The sequence below is a fragment of the Pseudomonas sp. BJa3 genome (assembly GCF_026343815.1).
Taxonomy (GTDB): domain Bacteria; phylum Pseudomonadota; class Gammaproteobacteria; order Pseudomonadales; family Pseudomonadaceae; genus Aquipseudomonas; species Aquipseudomonas soli.
Map to the genome: position 1 here is coordinate 97006 of NZ_JAOXMC010000006.1, position 22954 is coordinate 119959.

The 22954-nt window shown below is 64.5% G+C and carries 20 protein-coding genes and 1 pseudogene; 12 read left to right on the forward strand and 9 right to left on the reverse strand.

Annotation, left to right across the window (positions count from 1 at the left end):
- Positions 1-35 precede the first annotated feature (35 nt).
- The 7 genes from OH705_RS08825 to bioB all read right to left on the reverse strand — a co-directional run bounded on the left by OH705_RS08825 (position 36) and on the right by bioB (position 6954).
- Entirely contained in the window at positions 36-1841 is a 1806-nt protein-coding gene (locus OH705_RS08825; RefSeq protein WP_267301893.1) for a phenylacyl-CoA dehydrogenase, read from the reverse strand.
- A gap of 250 nt (positions 1842-2091) precedes the next feature.
- Positions 2092-2388 carry a pyrroloquinoline quinone biosynthesis protein PqqE gene (locus tag OH705_RS08830; RefSeq protein ID WP_267301895.1) on the reverse strand — a complete coding sequence of 99 codons (297 nt, stop codon included), beginning with the start codon at positions 2386-2388 and terminating at the stop codon, positions 2092-2094.
- Between the two features lie 109 nt (positions 2389-2497).
- A complete protein-coding gene (gene bioD / locus OH705_RS08835) occupies positions 2498-3178 on the reverse strand; it encodes a dethiobiotin synthase (protein ID WP_267301897.1) in 681 nt (226 codons plus the stop codon).
- Position 3179: 1 nt separating this feature from the next.
- Positions 3180-4004: a malonyl-ACP O-methyltransferase BioC gene (gene bioC, locus OH705_RS08840; protein ID WP_038707226.1), complete on the reverse strand. Its 825-nt coding sequence runs from the start codon at positions 4002-4004 to the stop codon at positions 3180-3182.
- Positions 3997-4728 carry an alpha/beta fold hydrolase gene (locus OH705_RS08845; protein ID WP_023633172.1) on the reverse strand — a complete coding sequence of 244 codons (732 nt, stop codon included), beginning with the start codon at positions 4726-4728 and terminating at the stop codon, positions 3997-3999. Before OH705_RS08845 ends, bioC begins: the two co-directional genes overlap by 8 nt.
- On the reverse strand, positions 4721-5893 hold the full coding sequence (gene bioF, locus OH705_RS08850; protein WP_094011530.1) for an 8-amino-7-oxononanoate synthase: 1173 nt from the start codon (positions 5891-5893) through the stop codon (positions 4721-4723). Before bioF ends, OH705_RS08845 begins: the two co-directional genes overlap by 8 nt.
- Before the next feature lie 2 nt (positions 5894-5895).
- On the reverse strand, positions 5896-6954 hold the full coding sequence (gene bioB, locus OH705_RS08855) for a biotin synthase BioB (RefSeq protein ID WP_094011531.1): 1059 nt from the start codon (positions 6952-6954) through the stop codon (positions 5896-5898).
- Positions 6955-7043: 89 nt separating this feature from the next.
- On the opposite strand from bioB, the gene OH705_RS08860 reads away from it, so the two are divergent.
- From OH705_RS08860 to rarD, 4 genes are all read left to right on the forward strand, one after another.
- Positions 7044-7781: a ComF family protein gene (locus tag OH705_RS08860; RefSeq protein WP_094011532.1), complete on the forward strand. Its 738-nt coding sequence runs from the start codon at positions 7044-7046 to the stop codon at positions 7779-7781.
- A 57-nt stretch (positions 7782-7838) separates the two neighbouring features.
- Positions 7839-8603, forward strand: a complete 765-nt coding sequence (locus tag OH705_RS08865; protein ID WP_267301901.1) for a TOBE domain-containing protein — start codon at positions 7839-7841, stop codon at positions 8601-8603.
- A gap of 78 nt (positions 8604-8681) precedes the next feature.
- Positions 8682-9656 carry a serine/threonine protein kinase gene (locus tag OH705_RS08870; RefSeq protein ID WP_267301903.1) on the forward strand — a complete coding sequence of 325 codons (975 nt, stop codon included), beginning with the start codon at positions 8682-8684 and terminating at the stop codon, positions 9654-9656.
- Positions 9657-9720: 64 nt separating this feature from the next.
- Positions 9721-10608: an EamA family transporter RarD gene (rarD, locus tag OH705_RS08875; RefSeq protein WP_023630883.1), complete on the forward strand. Its 888-nt coding sequence runs from the start codon at positions 9721-9723 to the stop codon at positions 10606-10608.
- 252 nt (positions 10609-10860) lie between these two features.
- Here the strand turns inward: rarD and OH705_RS08880 are convergent, their stop codons facing one another.
- The gene (locus tag OH705_RS08880; protein WP_023630882.1) at positions 10861-11379 is read right to left on the reverse strand and encodes a glycine cleavage system protein R; all 519 of its coding nucleotides are present in this window, start codon (positions 11377-11379) and stop codon (positions 10861-10863) included.
- 461 nt (positions 11380-11840) lie between these two features.
- Between OH705_RS08880 and OH705_RS08885 the strand changes: the two genes are divergently transcribed.
- The gene (locus tag OH705_RS08885) at positions 11841-14018 is read left to right on the forward strand and encodes a malate synthase G (RefSeq protein WP_267301906.1); all 2178 of its coding nucleotides are present in this window, start codon (positions 11841-11843) and stop codon (positions 14016-14018) included.
- Positions 14019-14085: 67 nt separating this feature from the next.
- On the opposite strand, the pseudogene OH705_RS08890 reads toward OH705_RS08885, so the two are convergent.
- A pseudogene (locus OH705_RS08890) lies at positions 14086-14542 on the reverse strand (response regulator).
- Between the two features lie 205 nt (positions 14543-14747).
- Here OH705_RS08890 and OH705_RS08895 point away from each other — a divergent pair.
- The 7 genes from OH705_RS08895 to OH705_RS08925 all read left to right on the forward strand — a co-directional run bounded on the left by OH705_RS08895 (position 14748) and on the right by OH705_RS08925 (position 22921).
- On the forward strand, positions 14748-16685 hold the full coding sequence (locus OH705_RS08895; RefSeq protein ID WP_038707222.1) for a putative nucleotidyltransferase substrate binding domain-containing protein: 1938 nt from the start codon (positions 14748-14750) through the stop codon (positions 16683-16685).
- The gene (locus tag OH705_RS08900) at positions 16682-17392 is read left to right on the forward strand and encodes a PolC-type DNA polymerase III (RefSeq protein ID WP_094011537.1); all 711 of its coding nucleotides are present in this window, start codon (positions 16682-16684) and stop codon (positions 17390-17392) included. The genes OH705_RS08895 and OH705_RS08900 overlap by 4 nt, the downstream gene beginning before the upstream one ends.
- A gap of 124 nt (positions 17393-17516) precedes the next feature.
- Positions 17517-18035, forward strand: a complete 519-nt coding sequence (locus OH705_RS08905; protein WP_038707220.1) for an RNA polymerase sigma factor — start codon at positions 17517-17519, stop codon at positions 18033-18035.
- Positions 18032-18976, forward strand: a complete 945-nt coding sequence (locus OH705_RS08910; RefSeq protein WP_038707219.1) for a FecR domain-containing protein — start codon at positions 18032-18034, stop codon at positions 18974-18976. Before OH705_RS08905 ends, OH705_RS08910 begins: the two co-directional genes overlap by 4 nt.
- A 148-nt stretch (positions 18977-19124) precedes the next feature.
- Positions 19125-21560, forward strand: a complete 2436-nt coding sequence (locus OH705_RS08915; RefSeq protein ID WP_267301909.1) for a TonB-dependent siderophore receptor — start codon at positions 19125-19127, stop codon at positions 21558-21560.
- Between the two features lie 75 nt (positions 21561-21635).
- The gene (locus OH705_RS08920; protein WP_038707217.1) at positions 21636-22748 is read left to right on the forward strand and encodes a PepSY-associated TM helix domain-containing protein; all 1113 of its coding nucleotides are present in this window, start codon (positions 21636-21638) and stop codon (positions 22746-22748) included.
- Entirely contained in the window at positions 22745-22921 is a 177-nt protein-coding gene (locus OH705_RS08925; RefSeq protein WP_167335923.1) for a hypothetical protein, read from the forward strand. Before OH705_RS08920 ends, OH705_RS08925 begins: the two co-directional genes overlap by 4 nt.
- Positions 22922-22954 lie beyond the last annotated feature (33 nt).

A 22954-nucleotide genomic window follows, 5' to 3' on the forward strand; every position in this document is an offset into this window, starting at 1 on the left:
GGTGAGGGCAGGCGGCTTCATCCAACCGTCTGGGCTTAGATGGACAGACCGAAGTCTTCTTCCCTCATGGCCATCAGGTTGTCGGCGCCGGACAGAATGGCCGCCACGTGGGTGCGGGTACGCGGCAGGATGCGCTGGAAGTAGAAGCGCGCAGTCTGCAGTTTGGCGGTGTAGAACGCCTCTTCGCTGGTGCCGGCTGCCAGTTTCTCGGCTGCCAGGCGGGCGATGTCGGCCCAGAAGTAGGCCAGGCACGCATAGCCGGAGTACATCAGGTAGTCCACCGAAGCGGCACCCACTTCCTCGCGGTCCTTCATCGCGGCCATGCCGATCTTCATGGTCAGCTCGCCCCATTCCTTGTTGATCGCGGCCAGCGGCTCGACGAACTCCTTGGTGGCGGCGTTGCCTTCCTGGGATTGGCAGAACTTGTGAACGATCTTGGTGAAGCCTTTGAGCGCCTCGCCCTGGGTCATCAGCACCTTGCGGCCGAGCAGGTCAAGCGCCTGGATGCCTGTGGTGCCTTCGTACAGCATGGAAATGCGGCTGTCGCGTACGTTTTGCTCCATGCCCCATTCGGCGATGAAGCCATGACCGCCGTAGATCTGCACACCGTGGTTGGCCGACTCGAAACCAACTTCGGTCATGAACGCCTTGGCGATAGGGGTCAGGAAAGCCAACAGCGCGTCGGCCTTCTTGCGCTCTTCCTCATCCTGGCTGTACTTGACGATGTCCACCTGCTTGGCGGTGAAGTAGACCATGGCGCGGTTGCCTTCGGCGAACGCCTTCATGGTCAGCAACATGCGGCGCACGTCCGGGTGGACAATGATCGGGTCAGCGGCTTTATCCGGGGCTTTAGGGCCGGTCAGCGAGCGCATCTGCAGGCGGTCACGGGCATATTTCAGACCACCCTGGAACGCCACCTCGGCGTGGGCCAGGCCTTGCAGCGCGGTGCCCAGGCGAGCGGTGTTCATGAAAGTGAACATGCAGTTCAGGCCCTTGTTGGCGGGGCCGATCAGATAGCCGGTGGCGCTGTCGAAGTTCATCACGCAGGTGGCGTTGCCGTGGATGCCCATCTTGTGCTCAAGCGAGCCGCAGCTCACGCCGTTGCGCTCGCCCACGCCTCCTTCGGCGTTGGGCAGGAACTTCGGCACGATGAACAGCGAGATACCCTTGGTGCCGGCCGGCGCATCGGGCAGGCGGGCCAGGACGATGTGCACGATGTTGTCGGCCATGTCGTGTTCACCGGCCGAGATGAAGATCTTGGTGCCGGACACTTTGTAGCTACCGTCGGCCTGAGGTTCGGCCTTGGTGCGCAGCATGCCCAAGTCGGTGCCGCAGTGCGGTTCGGTCAGGCACATGGTGCCGGTCCATTCGCCGGACACCAGCTTGGTCAGATAGGTTTCCTGCTGCTCTGGGGTTCCGTGCTCGGAGATGGTGTTCATTGCACCGTGGGAGAGGCCTGGATACATGCCCCACGACCAGTTCGCTTCACCGACCATTTCGCTCAGGGCCAAGCCCAACGATTCTGGCAGGCCCTGACCGCCGTGCTCGACGTCATGGGCCAGGCTCGGCCAGCCGCCTTCGACGAACTGTTGGTAGGCTTCCTTGAAGCCGGTCGGGGTCTTCACGCCCGCCTCGCTCCAGGTGCAGCCTTCCAGGTCGCCGACGCGGTTCAGCGGGGCCAGTACCTCTTCACAGAACTTCGCGCCTTCCTGCAGGATCGCGTCGACCATGTCGGGCGTGGCGTCCTGGCAGCCCGGCAGGCTCTGATAATGCGCCTCATAGCCGAGCAGTTCGTCGCGGACGAAGCGGATATCACGCAAGGGGGCTTTGTAATCAGGCATTGCGATGAACCTCTGTGATGAGTTCGGTAGGGAGACCGCGGGTACCGACCAGCTCTTGGCGGCTTTCGGTCAAACAGTTGTTTGAAACTTACGTTTAGGACGCCTCGCTGTCAAGGTGGGCTAACAATGGCATTTATGCCGCGGAATATGACAATTCGGCCAAACACCCTCAAACGTATCGCGGGGCAAGCCCGCTCCCACGAATGGAAGCGGGCTTGCCCCGCGAAGTAAGCGAATGTGGTTCAGCGAGTCAGGCGTAGGTGTCGATGAATCGGCCGAGCATTTCATCGGAAGCCTTGGCGACTTTGGCACCCAGTTCGACTTCTTGCTTGCCCAGGGCCAGTTGCACGGTGCTGGTGGCCAGATCCATCTGTTGGCTGCGGTCAACGCTGCGCAGACGCTCTGCCTGGTAGTCGCTGGACTGCCCGCTGGTGCCACGCTCGACGGCGCCGCTGGCGATCTGCTGGGCGGCCTGATCGACCCGGTTCTGCCCGTTCTGGATGGCACCCAGGCCCGCGTAGAAGGCGGAACTCGCATTGATTTCCATGTCAGGACTCCATGACGCTGGATGATGAACAGGCCTTATTAAAGCAGCAGACCGGGAAAAAGGCCCGTTTAAATCCCTAATAGCCTAGTGCCAGCTGATAGGCAAAGGCCTAATCCAGCAGGTCCAGGTGCAAATGCTCCGCCACCGCAGCGGCGCTCGCTTGTTTCAACCAGGGTATGCGCCCCAGGCATGGCGCGGGCAGCCGCTCAGCCAGGCTCGACAGGTTCTCCTCCAGGCGCGATGTCCGCGGTTCGACGATGTTCGCCACCCAACCGGCCAGTTGCAGGCCGTCGCGGGCGATGGCTTCGGCGCTGAGCAAGGCGTGGTTGATACATCCCAACCGCACCCCTACCACCAGGATTACCGGCAGTTTCAGGGCAATGGCCAGGTCTGACAGGTTGGCATGGTCGGACAACGGCACCCGCCAGCCGCCGGCCCCTTCGATCAAGGTGAAGTCGGCGTGCTGCGCCAGCACCTGCTGCATCGCATCACGCAGCACCGGTACGCTCAACACCACCCCCGCCTCGTGCGCCGCCACGTGTGGAGCGATGGCCGGCTCAAAAGCGAAAGGATTGACCGCTTCATACGGCATTTTGACCGAGCTTTCATCGATCAACGCCAAGGCATCGCTGTTGCGCAACCCTCTGGGCGTCACCATGCACCCGGATGCCACCGGCTTGGCCGCCAGCGTGCTCAGCCCCGACTGCATCGCCGCATGCAGCAGACCCGCGGCGATGGTGGTCTTGCCGACATCGGTGTCGGTGCCGGCAACAAAATAGGCCTGGCTCATGTCACTGCTCCCCGGCCAGCGGTTTGCGCAAGACGCCATACACCACCTGATAGGTGGCAGGCAGCCCCTGAGGCTGGCGGAACTGTTCATAGGCCTGCAACAGGCCCTGCATCCGCGCGCGTCCGGTCAACCCCGATGGGCGCCCCGGATTGAGGTTGTGCGCACCCAGTGCCTTGAGCTCGTGGGTCAGGCTGCGCACGTCGAGGTAATGCAGTACATGGGGACGTCGCTCCAGGTCGATCAGCTCCAGGCCGCTGTCCCCGCATAGACGCTGGTAATCCTCGAAACGCCGGAAGCGATTGACATGCACCATGCCATCGACGGCTTGCCAGCTGGCACGCAACTCATCGAGGGTGCCCACGCACAAGCTGCTGAATGCCAACACCCCGCCTGGGCGCAGCACCCGCCGTGCCTCACCCAGCACGCTGGCGAACTGGCCGCACCACTGCACCGCCAGGCTGCTGAACAGCAGATCTACACTGCCATCGAGCAACGGCAGACGCTCGGCGTCACCTGCCACATGGTGCCGGGCGCCGCCGTGCTCACGGGCATGGCGCAACATGCCCTCGGCGATGTCCACCGCCACACCATCGGCATCGTTGAAGCACTCGGCCAGGACCCGGCTGAAATGGCCGGTGCCACTGCCCATGTCCAGCCAGCGCGCTGGGGCTAGCCCTGCGGGCAGTTTATCCAGCAGCGCCATGCCTACGGCGCGCTGCAGGGCCGCGACACTGTCGTAGCTGGCCGCGGCGCGGGAAAACGAAGCCGCCACCTGGCGCTTGTCCGGCAGGGCACCGGGCAAGGTGGGCTGGGAAAGATCAGTCATCACCACTCTCATGCAGGAAACTCTTGATGCCCGCCGCCAGCTCCTGCGGGTACTCCAGCAGGAAGGCGTGGGAACTGTCTTCGACCAGGCCGACTTCCACGTCAGGCAACAGGTCGCTCAGGGCCTTGGCAGCCTCCACCGGTACCAGCGCGTCACTACCGGCGAACAGGTGCAACTGCGGGCCGCCGTATTGCTCCAGGGCAGCGCGTGTATCAAGGCTGGCCAGCACCTCCAGCCCAGTGGCCAGGTACAGCGGATCGGTGTCGGGCACGCCGACGCCCAGCTGGCGCAGCAAGGTGCGCGGTTGCAGCGCGCCGTCGCTGCACAAGGTACGAAAGCGCTTGAGTGTCACCTGGGTATGGCTGCGGCAGCCATCAAGGAAGGTGCCGAAGGTATCCGGCGCCATTCCGTGCGGCCAGTCCGGCCGAACGACGAAACTGGGGTTGCTGGCCAGGGTGAGCAAGCCGCAGCAATGATCGCCGCGCTTGTGCGCCAGGGCGCTGGCAAGCATGCCACCCAGCGACCAGCCGCCCAGCCACACGTCGTTGGGCAGCTTGCGGTCGAGGTAGTCGACCCAGGCCAGCGGGTCGTTGTCAGGCAGATCCGGCAACGGCATCAGTTCGACCTGCAGGCGCGGGTCCTGGGCACGCAGGCTGGCGGCCAGCGGCTCCAGTGAGGCGGTGCCCAGCCCCCAGCCGGGCAGAAGGATCATTCGGTTACGCATCGGCGGACTCCAGCTGTGGATAACACTCGGCCAATGCATTCAACAATAGCTGCACCTGCGCCTCACTGTGGGCAGCACTCAGGGTCACCCGCAGACGGGCACTGCCGGCGGGTACGGTGGGCGGGCGAATCGCTGTGACCAGCAGGCCGCGTTCGCGCAGCAAGCGGGACAATGCCAGCGCCCGCCCCGCATCGCCGATAAGGATCGGCTGGATTGCGGTGTGGCTATCCATCAGGGTCAGGCCGATCGCCTCGGCCCCGGCACGGAACTGCCGGACCAGCGCGGCCAGGTGCTCACGCCGCCAGCGCTCCCGGCGCAGCAGCTCCAGCGCCTTGAGCGTGGCGCACGCCAATGCCGGCGGCTGGCTGGTGGTGTAGATGTACGGCCGGGCGAACTGCACCAGCGCCTCGATCAGGTCCTCGCTGCCGGCAACGAAGGCGCCGGCGGTACCACAGGCCTTGCCCAGCGTGCCGATCAGCACCGGCACATCATCGACACCCAGACCGAAATGCTCGACCAGGCCGCCGCCGTTGACGCCCAAGGTACCAAAGCCATGGGCATCGTCGACCATCAGCCAAGCGTCGCGGCTGCAGGCGGCATTGGCCAGGGCCGGAAGGTCGGCGCAATCGCCATCCATACTGAACACGCCATCGGTAACCACCAGGGTATTGCCGGTAGCTTTCTCTAGACGACTGGCCAAGCTGGCCGGGTCGTTGTGCAGGTAGCGGCTGAAACGGGCGCCACTGAGCAGCCCGCCGTCGAGCAGGGAAGCGTGATTGAGGCGGTCCTGCAAGACTGTGTCGCCCTGCCCCACAAGCGCGGTGATAGCCCCCAGGTTGGCCATGTAGCCGGTGGAGAACAGCAATGCCCGGGGCCGCCCGGTCAACTCGGCCAGCGCTTCTTCAACGGCATGGTGCGGCGTGCTGTGGCCGATCACCAAGTGCGAGGCGCCACCGCCGACACCCCAGCGCTCGGCGCCATCGCGCCAGGCCTTGATCACCTCGGGGTGATTGGCCAGGCCCAGGTAGTCATTGCTGCAGAAGGCCAGCAGCGGCTGGCCATCGACCACCACCTGCGGCCCTTGCGGGCTTTCCAGCAGCGGCCGTTGACGATAGAGGTCCGCGGCACGCCGTTCGGCCAGCCGCGCGGCGAGATCGAAGGCCATGCTCAGGCCGAGGCTGCGTCGTAGAACAGCTCGCTGCTGCGCTGCTCGACCAGCGCCTGCTCGATAGCGGCCTGGTGCACTTCGTCGGCGTGCTCTTCGCGAGCTTCCGGCTGGATACCCAGGCGGGCGAACAGCTGCATGTCCTTGTCAGCCTGCGGGTTGGCCGTGGTCAGCAGCTTCTCGCCGTAGAAGATCGAGTTGGCTCCGGCCATGAATGCCAGGGCCTGCATCTGCTCGTTCATCTGCTCACGGCCTGCCGACAGGCGCACGTGGGACTTGGGCATGAGGATCCGGGCCACGGCAAGCATGCGGATGAAGTCGAACGGATCGACGTCTTCCTCGTCGGCCAGCGGCGTGCCGGCAACCTTGACCAGCATGTTGATCGGCACCGACTCCGGGTGCTCGGGCAGATTGGCCAGCTGGATCAACAGGCCTGCGCGGTCGTCCAGCGACTCGCCCATGCCAAGGATGCCGCCGGAGCAGATCTTCATGCCGGCGTCACGCACGTAGGCCAGGGTCTGCAGGCGGTCGCTGTAGGTACGGGTGGTGATGATGCTGCCGTAGAATTCCGGCGAGGTGTCGAGGTTGTGGTTGTAGTAGTCCAGGCCGGCCTGGGCCAGGGCCTGGGTCTGCTCCTGGTCGAGCTTGCCGAGGGTCATGCAGGTTTCCAGGCCCATGGCCTTGACCCCTTTGACCATCTCCAGCACGTAAGGCATGTCCTTGGCCGAAGGATGCTTCCACGCCGCGCCCATGCAGAAGCGGGTCGAACCGATGGCCTTGGCCCGGGCGGCCTCCTCCAGCACCTTCTGCACTTCCATCAGCTTCTGTTTTTCCAGCCCGGTGTTGTAGTGGCCGGACTGCGGACAATATTTGCAATCTTCCGGGCAGGCGCCGGTCTTGATCGACAGCAGCGTGGAGACCTGCACACGGTTGGGGTCGAAATGCGCGCGGTGCATGGTCTGGGCCTGGAACAGCAGGTCATTGAACGGCTGCTGGAACAGTGCCTTGACCTCGGCCAGGGACCAGTCGTGACGGGTTGTTGCAATTGCGCTAGCGCTCATCGGCGTTTCCTTATCTATGGTCTGACTGACGCCGGGACAGGAAAACCTTCCAGCGCATCACGGATAGCTCGCATAGTCACGGAAGGCCCATGAACTGTCAACCAATCAAGAACATACTGGTTTACATCTGTACAAATATCGATCAACCCTGTTTGCTCTGCGACGAGCCCGCAGGGCAGCCCTATTCCCTGTGCCTCGCCTGCGAACAGGCGCTGCCCTGGCTGCAAGAGCAATGCCGCCGATGCGCGCTGCCACTGGCCTTGGACGACCTTCTCTGTGGCAGCTGCAGCCGCCACCCACCGGCATTCAAACGGGTAATCGCGCCCTGGCATTACGGCTTTCCCGTCGACACCCTGATAAGCCGCTTCAAGCACAACAGCCAGTGGCCCTTGGGGCGGTTACTGGCCCAATTGCTCGGCCAGAGCCTGAACCAGCACTATTACGAAGGCTTGCCACGGCCTGACTGCTTGTTGCCCGTTCCCCTGGCCGGACGACGACTGCGCCAGCGCGGCTTCAACCAGGCAGCGATGCTCGCCCGCTGGCTGGGCAGACAATTGCGCCTGCCCTGCGACGAGCACCTGCTGCAGCGGGTGCGTGATACAACGGCGCAACAGGCGCTCGGCGCCAAGGCCCGGCAACGCAACCTGCGGCAGGCTTTCGCCCTCATCCCCGGCAGGGAACTGCAAGGCCTGCACCTGGCGCTGGTCGACGACGTGCTGACCACCGGGGCGACCGCGCAGACCATCGCTCGGTTGCTGCGCAAGGCCGGTGCCCGCCGGGTGGATATCTACTGCCTGGCGCGCACACCGCGCCCGGGCCAGGCTTGACTTGCCCCGGTGACGGCGGCAACGTCGCGGGACCTACACCACGCCTGATGCCCGCCCATGTCACTGCCCGCCTTGCTCACCCAGCACATCGCCCGCCGCCCACAGCGCATCGCCCTGCTGCAACATGTCGCCGAGCAGGGGTCCATCACCCGCGCCGCCAAGGCCGCGGGGATCAGCTACAAGGCTGCCTGGGATGCCATCGACGAACTCAACAACCTGGCCGCACAGCCCCTGGTCGAACGCAGCACCGGGGGCCGGGGCGGCGGTGGCGCCCGGCTGTCCGCCGAAGGCGAACGGGTACTGCGCCTGTACCAGCGCCTGCAGGCGTTGCAGGCAGAGATCCTGGAATCCGCCGAGGACAGCAACGACCTCGCGTTGCTCGGCCGGCTGATGCTGCGCACCAGTGCGCGCAACCAGTTGCAAGGGCGGATCAGCGGGCTGCGCCGCGAAGGCCGGCATGACCGCATCAGCCTGGACTTGGGCGGCGGTCTGGAGATCGAGGCCTTGATCACCCGTGGCAGTACCGAGCGCCTGGAACTGGCGCTGGGCGGCACCGTCGTGGCATTGCTGAAGGCGGGGTGGGTACAGTTGCTAGGGCCGGACGAACTGGCGGCGCAAGGCAGCAATTGCCTGCAGGCCAAGGTCGAGGAGCTTGTCGGTGAGCAGGACGGTCCCGTCGAGGTGCGCCTGGCGCTGGGTAACGGACAGACTTTGTGCGCTTTCGCCGAGGCTGACTGGCTGGCGCAGTATCAAGTCGGGCCGCAGAGCATGATGCGGGTGCAGTTCCATCCGTCGTTCGTGTTGCTGGGGGTGCCGGTCTAACCGTATACGACAAGGGCGGGGCCTGCCATGTGATTGGGGTAACATGCAGCCACGCCGTTCCCGCGCCTGGAGCCTTTCATGTCCCACCCCTTCGACACCCTCACCCCCGACCTCGTGCTGGACGCCGTGGAAAGCCTGGGCTTTCTCAGCGATGCGCGGGTGCTGGCGCTCAACAGCTACGAAAACCGTGTCTATCAGGTGGGCATCGAGGGGGAACAACCGCTAATCGCCAAGTTCTACCGCCCTGGGCGCTGGAGCGATGCGGCAATCCTCGAAGAACACGCCTTCACCGCCGAGCTGGCGGAGTGCGAAGTGCCCGTGGTGGCTCCGCTGCTGCACGAGGGTCGCTCCCTGTTCGAGCACCAGGGGTTTCGCTTTGCCCTGTTCCCGCGCCGTGGCGGCCATGCTCCGGAGCCGGGCAACCTCGACCAGCTGTATCGCCTGGGTCAGTTACTCGGGCGTTTGCATGCCGTGGCGGCCATCCGGCCATTCGAACACCGTGAACAGCTGACTGTGGACAACTTTGGCCATGCTTCGCTCAACACCCTGCTGGACGGGGGCTTCGTTCCTCGCGAGCTGCTGCCGGCCTTCGAATCCGTGACCCGCGACCTGCTCAAGCGGGTCGAGGATATCTACGCCCGCACCCCGCACCAGCGGATCCGCCTGCACGGCGACCTGCACCCCGGCAACCTGATGCACCGCGACGACGTCTACCATGTGGTCGACCTCGACGACTGCCGCATGGGCCCGGCGGTGCAGGACCTGTGGATGATGCTTGCCGGCAGCCGCGAGGAGCGCCTCGGCCAACTGGCCGAGCTGATCGACGGTTACAACGAGTTCCACGATTTCGACCCGCGCGAGCTTGCCCTGATCGAGCCACTGCGCGCCCTGCGCCAGCTGCACTACAGCGCCTGGCTGGCACGGCGCTGGGATGACCCGGCGTTCCCGCCGAGCTTCCCGTGGTTCGGCCAGCCGCGTTACTGGGGCGACCAGATCCTTGCCCTGCGCGAACAGATGGCCGCGCTGGATGAACAACCGTTGAAATTGTTCTAGAAGCGCGCCGCGCTCTGTCTACAATAGGCGTCGCTTTATTTAGCTACCTAAGCAAGGATTCTGCATGCACGCCGCAAACCCGCGTCGCGGGTATATTCTGGGCCTTGGCGCCTACATCATCTGGGGCCTGTTCCCCCTGTACTTCAAAGCGATCCAGAGCGTCCCGGCGGTGGAGATCATCGTCCATCGGGTGCTTTGGTCGGCGCTGTTCGGCTCGCTCCTGCTGCTGGTATGGAAACACCCCGGCTGGTGGCGCGAACTGCGCGACAACCCCAGGCGCCTGGCCATTCTGGCCCTGAGCGGCACGCTGATCGCAGGCAACTGGCTGACCTATGTATGGGCGGTGAACAACGGGCGCATGCTCGAAGCAAGCCTGGGCTACTACATCAACCCGCTGATCAACGTACTACTGGGCATGTTGCTGCTCGGTGAGCGCCTGCGCCGCCTGCAATGGCTGGCAGTGGGCCTGGCGGCCCTGGGCGTGGCGCAACAGGTCTGGCAGGTCGGCAGCCTGCCCTGGGTATCGTTGGCGCTGGCCCTGTCGTTCGGCTTCTACGGCCTCATCCGCAAGCAGGCGCCGGTAGCGGCGCTGCCCGGTCTGGTGGTCGAGACCTGGATGCTGGTACCCCTGGCGATCGGCTGGCTGCTGCTGCACCCGACGGCCAACAGCGCCAGCCTGGCGTTTTTAAATAGCAGCGAGGCCCTGTGGCTGATCGCCGCCGGCCCGGTCACCCTGATACCCCTGGTGTGCTTCAACGCCGCCGCGCGCCACCTGCCCTACACCACCCTGGGCTTCCTGCAGTACCTGGCGCCGACCTTGGTGCTGCTGCAAGCGGTGTGGCTGTTCGATGAGCACCTGACCTCCAGCAACCTGCTGGCGTTCGCGTGCATCTGGGCGGGGCTGGCGGTGTACAGCGTCGATGCCTGGCTGAGTTTGCGCAAGCGCGCCTGATCAATTAATAATCAAACAGCTACACGCCACGAAATTCGTGGCCTGTAGCGAGGTCTCCAGAGGTTATCCACACCCTCGTCCCCGTGGTTTGTGCACAAGCGACTGATTACTGAGTGTTTTTTGCTCAATGCTGGCTAACCAGCGTGGTTATTGGGCTGTAGCGGTACGCCCCCAGGTTATCCACAGGGGCGTCCCCGTTAAATCGGGATAACCGTGGGAGCCGTCTTGCCCCGCGATTGCCCGCTATGGCTATCAATCCTCCGACCGTAACTTCAACTCCACCATCAGATCATCCGCCAGGCTCTCCAACCTTGCCTGCAAATCATCCAGCGACAGGGTCAACGGCAGCGCCAGCAGCGCATCGGCCTGGAACAACGGCTCGCTGCTCATCGGCGCCGGGCGCACCTCGGTGCTAAGACGCTCCACGTTCACCCCAAGCTCTGCCAGCAAGCGGGTAATGTCGCGAACGATGCCGGGCCTGTCGTTGCCCACCAGCTCCATCGCGATCGGTTTCCAGGTGCAGGACGGTTCTATGCCGCTTTCGGCGATCAACACGCGAATGCCGTGGTCGCCCAGTTTCTGCAACGACTCGACCAGTTCGGCGTAGTTCTCCGCCGGTACCGCCACCCGCAAGATCCCGGCGAACTGGCCGGCCATGCGTGACATGCGGCTTTCCAGCCAGTTGCCGTTGTGATCGGCGATGCACTGGGCGATACGTTCTACCTGCCCGGCCTTGTCAGGGGCAATCACGGTCAGTACAAGATGGTCCACGGGGCCACTCCTTCATTGCTCTGCAAGCGCCGCCGCAGATGGGGGCGATACGGGGATCAAATCAGTATAGGCAAGGCGCGGCAACCTGCCGCAGGACAGTCAAGGCAACTAATCGTGTACTGTTTCAAGATTTATCTGGAACAATCCACCTGTTTTTTGCGAACATATCGTCTCCCAGCGTGACCCCATGCGACCAATCGGTCGCAGAGCGACGCTTTTAGTCTGATGTTTACCTGCCTGCTGCTTCATGTAGTATGCATCGGCGCGGACTACAAAAACGTCGTTTCGATGTCTGCCAAGGCGCCTGTGAAAATACGCCAACCGCCCGCCGGCCCGTCTGGCGAGCCGCACCCAGCCGCCCCGGATCACGCGGGCATGCACTGGTGCCGTGTTTAGAGAAGCGCTACAGGCTTAATACAGAAGAGCGAAAGCGAAATAGCTGAGCAGAGGTGAGGCAAGCAATGACTGGATACGTTCAAGTCGGTGGCCTTCAGGTCGCCAAGGCCCTGTACGACTTCGTCAACGACGAAGCGATCCCTGGAACCGGCATCAAGGCCGATGCGTTCTGGGCCGGGGCGGCAGAGATCATTAAAGACCTCGCTCCGAAGAACAAAGCCCTGCTCGCCAAGCGCGACGAGCTGCAAGCCAGGATCGACGCCTGGCACCAGGCCCGCAAAGGCCAGGCCCACGACGCCGTGGCCTACAAGGCGTTCCTCGAGGAAATCGGCTACCTGCTGCCAGCCGTCGAGGACTTCCAGGCCACCACCCAGAACGTCGATGAAGAGATCGCGGTCATGGCCGGCCCGCAGCTGGTGGTGCCGGTGATGAACGCCCGCTTCGCCCTGAACGCCGCCAACGCCCGTTGGGGCTCGCTGTATGATGCGCTGTACGGCACCGATGCCATCAGCGAGGAAGGCGGCGCTGAAAAAGCCCAGGGCTACAACAAGGTCCGTGGCGACAAGGTGATCGCTTTCGGCCGCGCCTTCCTCGACCAGGCCGCGCCACTGGCCGCCGGCTCCCATGTCGACTCCACCGCCTACCGCATCGAAGGCGGCAAGCTGGTAGTCGCGCTCAAAGGCGGCAGCAACAGCGGGCTGCGTGACGATGCCCAGCTGATCGGTTTCCACGGCGATGCCGCTGCGCCGACCGCGGTGCTGCTCAAGCACAACGGCCTGCACTTCGAGATCCAGGTCGACGCCAGCACCCCTGTCGGCAGCACCGACGCCGCCGGACTGAAAGACATCCTGATGGAATCGGCACTGACCACCATCATGGACTGCGAAGACTCGGTCGCCGCCGTCGACGCCGACGACAAAGTGATCGTCTACCGCAACTGGCTGGGCCTGATGAAAGGCGACCTGGCTGAAAGCGTGAGCAAAGGCGGCAAGACCTTCACCCGCACCATGAACCCGGATCGCGAATACGCCGCGCCCAATGGCGGCAGCGTGACCCTGCACGGCCGCTCGCTGCTGTTCGTGCGCAACGTCGGGCACCTGATGACCAACCCGGCGATCCTCGACGCCCAGGGCAACGAAATCCCCGAAGGCATCCAGGACGGCCTGTTCACCAACCTGATCGCCCTGCACAACCTCAACGGCAACACTAGCCGCAAGAACACCCGAACCGGCAGCGTCTACATCGTCAAGCCGAAGATGCATGGCCCTGAAGAGGTGGCGTTCGCCGCCGAGATCTTCAGCCGCGTCGAAGATCTGCTCGGGATGAAACGCAACACCGTCAAGGTCGGCATCATGGACGAGGAGCGCCGTACCACGGTCAACCTCAAGGCCTGCATCAAGGCCGCGGCCGAGCGCGTGGTGTTCATCAACACCGGCTTCCTCGACCGCACCGGTGACGAGATCCACACCTCCATGGAAGCCGGCGCCGTGGTGCGCAAGGGCGCCATGAAGAACGAGAAGTGGATCGGCGCCTACGAAAACAACAACGTCGATGTCGGCCTTGCCACCGGACTTCAGGGCCGCGCGCAGATCGGCAAGGGCATGTGGGCCATGCCCGACCTGATGGCCGCCATGCTCGAGCAGAAGATCGCCCACCCGCTGGCCGGCGCCAACACCGCCTGGGTACCGTCGCCGACCGCCGCCACCCTGCACGCCCTGCACTATCACAAGGTCGATGTGCAGGCCCGTCAGCGCGAGCTGGCTTCGCGCACCCCAGCTTCGGTCGACGATATCCTCACCATCCCGCTGGCGGCCAACACCAACTGGTCGGCCGAAGAGATCCGCAACGAGCTGGACAACAACGCCCAGGGCATCCTCGGCTACGTGGTGCGCTGGATCGACCAGGGCGTGGGCTGTTCGAAAGTGCCGGACATCAACGATGTCGGCCTGATGGAAGACCGTGCCACCCTGCGGATTTCGGCCCAGCTGCTGGCCAACTGGCTACGCCATGGCGTAGTCACCCAGGAGCAGGTGCTGGAAAGCCTCAAGCGCATGGCCGCGGTGGTGGACAAGCAGAACGCCGGTGACGCCCTGTACCGCCCGATGGCGCCGAACTTCGATGACAACATCGCGTTCCAGGCGGCGATCGAGCTGGTGATCGAGGGTGCCAAGCAACCGAACGGCTACACCGAGCCGGTCCTGCACCGTCGTCGTCGCGAGTTCAAGGCGCGCAACGGGCTGTAAGCCGCCAGTAACACATCGCGGGGCAAGTCGCATCGGAGCATCGATGCGACTTGCCCCGCGATCGTTTTCAGCCCTGATCCATCCTCAGTTCGCGGCGCACCAGCTCCAGCAACTTGCCCAGGTCCACCGGCTTGAGCAGAAAATCCACCACCCCCAGGTGCATCACGTCCACCGCCTCCTTCACATCGGTGTCGCCCGACACCACGATGATCGACAGCGCCGCCCGCTCGGACTCGCGAACCTGGCGAATCAGCTCCAGGCCATCCTTCGGCTCCATGCGCAGGTCGGTGATCATCAGCGCGATCCGTGGTTCGTAATGCAGCTTCAACATCGCTTCCTGCACACCGTCTGCCGTCATGCAGGCGATGCCTCGGCTCTTCAGGTACAGACTCAGCGCCTCGCTGTTCACCGGATTGTCGTCCACCACCAGTACCACGGGACGAGCCGCGACAGGCGCACTCACCCCGGCCAGTGCCTCGCGCTCGGCGTCACTCAGTATGTCTTCATGCTCGGCCATGGCCCATCTCGTCAAAAAAATCTCGTTCACAGCTTAGGACCGCGAAATTTACATAGCCCGGTTCGCCTTTCGTCGGATCCTTGACAGCCTCGCTCTAGACTTACGTCCAATGGGCACCACAGTACGGCCAGCCGACCATGGGGGCCGAGAACAACAAAGCCGACCCCTATAGATAGATATATATAGTTCGGCGTAGCGATACGGTCAGCTTCATGAGCAAAAAGGACGCCTATACCCAGGCCGGCAGGACAGCGGTACTGCAAAACATCCAGGGCACCCTGCAGTTCCTGCAGCGTTTCCCGCCGTTCAACCAGATGGAACACAGCCACCTGGCCTACCTGGTGGAACAGTGCCAGCTGCGCTTCTACGCGGGCGGCGAAAGCATCATCACGCCGGCAGAGGGCCCGGTCGAGCACTTCTATATCGTCAAGCAGGGGCGCGTGGTTGGCGAACGTCACCATGTCACCAGGCCAGGCACCGAGACCACCTTCGAGATCACCAGCGGTGAATGCTTCCCGCTGGCGGCTTTGCTCGGCGAGCGGGCCACCCGCACCGAGCACCTGGCCGGCGAAGACACCTTCTGCCTGCAACTGGACAAGGCCGCGTTCATTCGTGTGTTTTCCATGTCCGAGGTGTTCCGCGACTTCGCCCTGCGCGGCGTCAGCAGCCTGCTCGACCAGGTCAACCAGCAAGTGCGCCAGCGCGCCGTGGAAACCCTGGGCACGCAGTACTCGCTTAACACACCGCTGGGCGAACTGGCGCTGCGCCACCCGGTGGTGTGCACGCCAGACCTGGCACTGCGCGAAGCCGTGCGCCTGATGCACGAGCAACAGGTCGGCAGCATCGTGATCATCGATGAGCAGCGCCACCCCATCGGCATCTTCACTCTGCGCGACCTGCGCCAGGTGGTGGCCGACGCCAGCGCCGAACTGACCGCGCCCATCGAGCGCTACATGACCGCCAAACCGTTCTACCTGAGCCCACAGGCCAGTGCGTTCGACGCCGCCATGGCGATGACCGAACGCCACATCGCCCACGTCTGCCTGGTGGACAACCAGCGCCTGTGCGGGGTGATTTCCGAGCGCGACCTGTTCTCTCTGCAACGCGTCGACCTGGTACACCTGGCCCGCACCATCCGCCATGCACCGCGGCTGGACAGCCTGGTGTCACTGCGCGGCGAAATCGGCCAGTTGGTCGAACGCATGCTCGCCCACGGCGCGTCCTCGACGCAGATTACCCAGATCATCACCCTGCTCAACGACCACACTGTATGCCGGGTGATCGAACTGGCCATCGCCGAGCGCGGCGACCCCGGCGTGCCTTTCAGCTGGTTGTGCTTCGGCAGCGAGGGCCGCCGCGAGCAGACCCTGCACACCGACCAGGACAACGGCATTCTTTTCGAGGCCCGTGACGGCGCCGAAGCCGAGGCGATCCGCGCACGCTTGCTGCCGTTGGCCCAGCATATCAACCACAACCTGGCCCAGTGCGGCTTCACCCTGTGCAAGGGCAACGTGATGGCCGGCAACCCCGAGCTGTGCCTGTCGCGTGGCGAGTGGGCGCGGCGCTTCGCCGGCTTCGTACGCGAAGCCAGCCCCGAGAACCTGCTGCGCTCGAGCATCTATTTCGACCTGCGCGTGGTCTGGGGCGACGAGCAAGGCTGCGAGCAACTGCGCCAGGGCCTGCTGGAGCAGGTCGCGGACAACCGCATCTTCCAGCGCATGCTGGCCGACAACGCCCTGCGCCAGCGTCCGCCGGTCGGGCGCCTGCGCGAGTTCGTGCTGACCCGCCAGGGTGACGACAAGGCCGCCACCCTCGACCTCAAGGTGCAAGGCCTGACCCCGTTCGTCGATGGCGCTCGGCTGCTGGCCCTAGCCCATGGCATAACGGCCTGCAACACCCTCGAACGGCTGCGTCAGCTGATTACTAAGGGGGTAATCGACCCGCTCGACGGCGCCGCCTATGAAGAGGCCTACCACTTCATCCAGCAGACCCGCATGCAGCAGCACCAGCGCCAGAGCCGCGAGAACATGCCTTACTCCAACCGGCTCGACCCCGATAGCCTCAACCACCTGGATCGGCGCATCCTGCGCGAGTCCCTGCGCCAGGCCCAGCGCCTGCAGAGCAGCCTGGCCCTGCGGTACCAGTTGTGAACCTGTTCGCCTGGTTGCGCCCCACAGCCCCCGAACTCGATGCGGCGCTGCAGCGGCGCCTGGACGCGCTGCCCGGCCCTGCTCCCCTGGGCGTGTGCTCCCTGCGCGAACAGCGCTGGGTGGTGCTGGACCTGGAGACCAGCGGCCTGAATCTCAATCGCGACCAGGTGCTGTCGATCGGCGCGGTGGCCATCGAGGACGGTGCCATCGACCTCGGCCGGCCGTTCGAACGGACCCTGCGCCGCCCCGAACAGAAAACCAACGCCAGCGTGCTGATCCACGGCCTGGGCCCCAGCGCCCTGGCCGCCGGCTGCGAACCGGTCGAAGCCCTGCTCGACCTGATGACGTTCATCGGCGACAGTCCGGTACTGGCGTTCCATGCCCCGTTCGACCAGCGCATGCTGGCCCGGGCGTTGAAGGACAGCCTGGGCCTGCGCCTGCAGCATCCGTTTCTCGACGTGGCGGAGCTGGCGCCGATGCTCAACCCCGACACCGTGCTGCGCGAGGCCGGGCTGGACGACTGGATCGCCCGTTTCGGTCTCGAAGTCCAGGCCCGCCACCATGCCAGCGCCGATGCCCAGGTGACCGCGGAACTCGCGTTGATCCTGTTCAGCCAGGCGCGCCGCCAGCAACTGGACAGCCCGCTGCAGCTGGAGCAGCGGGTGCGCCAGTGGCGACGACGCAAGGCGCAGCACCACGGCCTCTGACTTTTATCGCGCTCCCCTCACATGCTGGCAATCCGATAAGCGTCAATTGCGCCCTCCCCCCTGCCTCTGCCACAATCGCGAATAATTATCGTTAGTTAACGCATTCTTTCCCGGGGAACGCTTCTTGACGTCTGCGCACAGTCCACATGCCGAACTGGTCGGAGCGCTGTACCGCGACCATCGCACCTGGCTGCTGGCTTGGCTGCAGCGCAGCACCGCCTGCCGCCAGCGTGCCGAGGACCTGAGCCAGGACACCTTTGTGCGCCTGCTCGGCCGCGAGCGTTTGGACGCCCCTCGCGAACCGCGCGCCTTTCTGGTCGCCGTGGCCAAGGGCCTGTTGTTCGACCACTTCCGTCGTGCCGCCCTCGAGCAGGCCTACCTCGCGGAACTGGCGCTGCTGCCCGAAGCCGAGCACCCGTCACCGGAACAGCAACACCTGATCCTCGAAGACCTCAAGGCCATCGATCGCTTGCTGGGCAAGCTGTCGAGCAAGGCCCGGGCAGCCTTCCTGTACAACCGCCTGGACGGCCTGGGGCACGCCGAGATCGCCGAGCGCCTCGGGGTGTCGGTCTCGCGCGTGCGCCAGTACATCGCCCAAGGCCTGCGCCAGTGCTATGTCGCTCTTTACGGTGAGCCGACATGAAGCATGCCCCGGTTTCCAGCAAGGTGCTGGAAGCGGCCATCGCCTGGAAGCTGTGCCTCGACGAAGGTAGCGGTACCCCGGACGAACGCAGCGAGTTCACGCGCTGGCACGCCGCCCACGAGGAGCACGCCCGCGCCTGGCTGCAACTGGGCATGCTCGACCAGCGCGTCAACGCTGCCGCCGGACCGGTACGCCACGCCCTGCTGCAATCCCGGGCCGGGTTGCGCCAGCGCCTGGGCGGCCTGGCCGGCATGCTGCTACTCGGCGGTCTGCTGGCCTGGGCTGGCGCACCGTCACTGTCGCCCACCTACTGGCTGGCCGACCAAAGCACCAGCACCGGCGAGTTGCGTACCCTGCGCCTGGAAGACGGAACCCTGCTCAGCCTCAACAGCCAGACCGCGGTGGACATCGACTTCCAGGGCGAACAACGGCTGATCGTCCTGCACCAGGGCGAGATCTCGGTGGAAACCGGCCACAAGGACAGCCGCCCGTTGCTGGTGCGCACCGAGGAAGGTCGCCTACGCCCGCTGGGCACCCGCTTCCTGGTCAAGCGCGAGAAGGCCGGCACACGCCTGGAGGTGCTGCAGGCATCGGTAGCCGCCAAACCCCAGCACAGCGGCGACGAGCAGGTGCTGCGCGAAGGCCAGCAAGTGCTGATGAGCGCCGACGGCCTGGGCAGTGTCAGCCCCGTGGCGGTCGGCAGCGACGCCTGGACCCGCGGCATGCTGGTGGTGGACAACGTGCGCCTGGCCGACCTGGTGGCCACCCTCGGCCAGTACCGCAGCGGCCACCTGGGCGTCAGCGACGCAGTGGCCGAGCTGCGCGTGAGCGGCAGTTTCCCGCTGACCGACACCGACCTGGCCCTGGCCTCGCTGCAACCGGTGCTGCCGGTGAAGATCGAACGGCATACGCCGTGGTGGGTCACCGTTACCGCCAAATAGCCCCAGCCAGACCGCCCTTTGGCAGCCGGCTTGCCGCCTCTCAAAGGGTTTTGCAAATCAGTCGTATTTTTTTTCACGCCCCCCTGTCACTTTTCCACTCTCGCTCGGCAAGGAAGCAGTCAGCACTATTTCGTCGAGGAGCCGCTGAATGTCCCGTGCCGTTGATGCTTTGCTTCGCCCCAGCCTGATGGCCCTGGCCATCGGCCTGGCCATCCCGTTGGCCAGCACCGCCCTGTTCGCCGCCGAACAGTCCGCCATGCGTGCCTACAACCTGCCCAGCGCACCGCTGGCCAGCACCCTGAACCAGATCGCCAGCCAGGCCGGTATCGCCCTGGCGCTGGATCCGGCGCTGGTCAGTGGGCGCAATTCGGCACCGGTAAGCGGCCAGTTCGACGCCGTCGGCGCTCTACAAGCCGCGCTAAGTGGTACGGGCTTGCAACTGCAGCAGAGCAGCGCCGGCAGCTATAGCCTGGTAACGGCAAGCGAGGGCACGCTGGCACTGCCGGAGACAAACATCGACGCCAACAGCAGCTTTGAAAGCGCCTGGGGCGTGGTAGAGGGCTACACCGCGACCCGCACTGCGGCGGGCACTAAGACAGATACTGCCATCGCGGAGTTGCCACGCTCAGTTAGCGTGATCACTCGCCAGCAGATGGAAGACCGCCCGGTCCTCAACCTGAATGACGCCTTGCGCTACACCGCAGGCGTGCAGAGCAGCGGATACGGCGCAGACTCGCGCAATGACTGGCTGCTGGTGCGTGGCTTCGTGCCCACCCAGTTCCTCGACGGCCTGCCACTGCCTCAGGGCAACTATGCCACCCCCAAGATCGAGACCTGGAATCTGGAGCGTATTGCCGTACTGCGCGGCCCTGCTTCGTCCGTCTATGGCCAGACCCCGCCTGGTGGCCTGCTGGACATGACCAGCCGTCGGCCCCAGCTGGAAAGCAGCCATGAAGTGGAAGCCCAGGTGGGTAGCAACAACCATAAGCAGATCAACTTCGACAGCACCGGCAAGGTCGACGATGCCGGCCAGTTTCTTTACCGTGTCAGCGGCACCGTGCGCGACAGCGGCGCACCAGTCGATCATATTCCGGACAAACGCTACAACATCGCTCCCAGCCTGACCTGGAACATCAACGACGATACCAAGCTGACCTTCCTCAGCCAGTATACCCGCGACGATACCGGCATCACCGGCCAGTTCCTGCCGTTGCAGGGCACCAAGCTGGCCAGCCCGGCAGGCAAGATTTCCCACCACAAGAACCTGGGCGATCCCGACTGGGAATCCTACGACCGTACCTACTACCACCTGGGCTATGCGTTCGAGACCCGACTGAACGACATGTGGCAGTTCCGCCAGAACCTGCGCTACGTGCGCAACGAACTGGACTTCAAAGGGATCACCGCTGGCGGTTCGATCTGGCCCAAAGGCCCGGATGAAGCCGTCAGCCCCGATGGCACCGTGCAACGCACCGCCGGTATTGTCGAGGAGGACATCAGCCAGTTCGCCGTGGACAACAACTTCCAGGCCGATTTCCAGACCGGCGTGGTCAGCCACACCCTGCTGCTTGGGCTCGATCACCAGCGTTCCAGCAGCAATGCCCACTGGCGCTGGGGCTCGGCCGGCGTGCCGCCGAGCAACATCCACAACCCGGTGTACGGCCAGGACTTCTCGAACGTCCAGTACTTCGACATGTACGACTACACCCAGAAAACGCAGCAGACCGGCCTCTACCTTCAAGACCAGATGGCCCTGGACAACTGGCGCCTGACACTGGGTGGCCGCGAAGACTGGGTGCACACCGGTACCACGTTCCACAACATGAGCGATGCCACCAATACCCAGCGTGACAAGAAGTTCAGCGGCAATGCGGCGCTGAGCTACGTTTTCGACAACGGCATGACCCCCTATATCTCCTATGCCGAGTCCTTTGAACCTGCGTCAGGCTCCTCGGTCAACAGCACCGATGCCTTCAAGCCCACCGAAGGCAAACAGTATGAGCTAGGTATCAAGTACCAGCCGCCAGGCAGCAAGAGCCTGTTCACCGCTGCGGTATTCGACCTGACCCAGGAGAACATGTCGGTCACCGAGGCCAACGTCACCCGCCAGGTGGGTGAAGTCCGGGTCAAGGGCCTGGAGCTGGAGGCCACGTCCGATGTAACCGAAAACCTCAAGTTGGTGGGCTCCTACACCTACAACGATAGCGAGATCGTCAAGGGCACCACTGAGGAGAAAGGCAAGCGCATGGCCCAGGTGCCACGCAACCAGGCTACCGCGTGGGCCGACTACACCTGGCACAGCGGCCCGCTGGACGGCTTCGGCGTCGGGGTGGGTGTGCGCTATGTAGGTGACACCTATGGCAACACCACAAACACCGACTGGGGCCACGTCGGCTCGTATACCGTGTACGACGCCTCGGTGCACTACGACCTGGGCCGCCTGAACGGTACCTTCAAGGGCGTGACGGTTGCCGTGGATGCCAAGAACCTGTTCAACAAGGACTACCTGTCGACCTGCGATGGCTACTACTGCTACTACGGCGACGAGCGCAACGTAATGGCCAGCGTCAACTACAAGTTCTGAGTGGCCATCGCGGGTCAAGCCTACTCCCGCAGATCGTGGGAGCGGGCTTGCCCCGCGATGGTGTAAGGAGCCGTGATGAAAAGCCAAACCATCCGCCGCTGGTCAGCGATCCACACCTGGAGCAGCCTGGTGTGCACGCTGTTCCTGCTGCTGCTGGCCCTGACCGGCCTGCCGCTGATTTTCCACCACGAGCTGGAACACCTGCTGGGCGATGCCCCCGAACTGCGCGAGATGCCCGCCGGCACCCCGCATCTAGACCTGCAGCAACTTGTGCTCAAGGCCGAGCAACACCGCCCTGGCGAAGTCATGCAGTACTTCGGCTACGAAGAGGACGAACCCAACGGCGTGGTGGCGATCATGGCCGCCACCGCCGGCACCCACCCGGACCAATCGCACACCTTCATGCTCGATGCGCGCACCGGCGAGGCCGTGGCCATGCCGGCAGCCAACGGCGGTTTCATGATGCTGATGCTGCGTCTGCACGTGGACATGTTCGCCGGGCTGCCCGGCAAGTTGTGGCTGGCCTGCATGGGCCTGCTGTTCATCATCGCGATCATCTCCGGCACGGTGCTGTACGCGCCGTTCATGCGCCGCCTGGAGTTCGCCACGGTGCGCCACGACAAATCCCGGCGCCTGCGCTGGCTCGACCTGCACAACCTGATCGGCGTGGTGACCCTGACCTGGGCCCTGGTGGTCGGCGTCACCGGGGTAATCAGCGCCCTGTCCGACCTGGTGATCGCCGCCTGGCGCAATGACAGCCTGGCGGCCATGGTCGCCCCCTACCGCGATGCCCCGCCGCTCACCGAACGCGCCCCGGCCACGCAGTTGCTGAAGATCGCCGAACAGGCCGCGCCAGGCATGCGTCCGGACTTCATCGCCTTCCCCGGCACGCGCTTCTCCAGCGAACACCATTACGCGGTATTCATGAACGGTGCCACGCACCTGACATCCCACCTGTTTACCCCGGTACTCATCGACGCCCGCACCCTGGAAGTGACCGCGGTCGGCGCCCGGCCCTGGTACATGGACGCCATGGGCCTGTCCCAGCCCCTGCATTTTGGTGACTACGGTGGCCGCCCCATGCAGATTCTGTGGGCGGTGCTGGACGTGCTGACCATCGTCGTGCTCGGCAGTGGTCTGTACCTGTGGTGGGGCAAGCAACGCAAAGCCAGGGAGGCACGTGCATGAGCCACAAGTCACAGCCAACCCTGCGGATTTTCGCCTGGCCCCTGCTCATCGGCTTGCTGGGCGCCGCCGGGCTGTTCGCCGCCCTGCTGGGTGATGGGCCCTGGGACGCGCTCGCCTGGCTGGGTCTGGGCGTCCCCGCCGTGCTCGGCGTGCGCAGCCTGTGCGGTCGATAGCCGGATACCACAGGCCGCCCGCAAGGGCCCAGT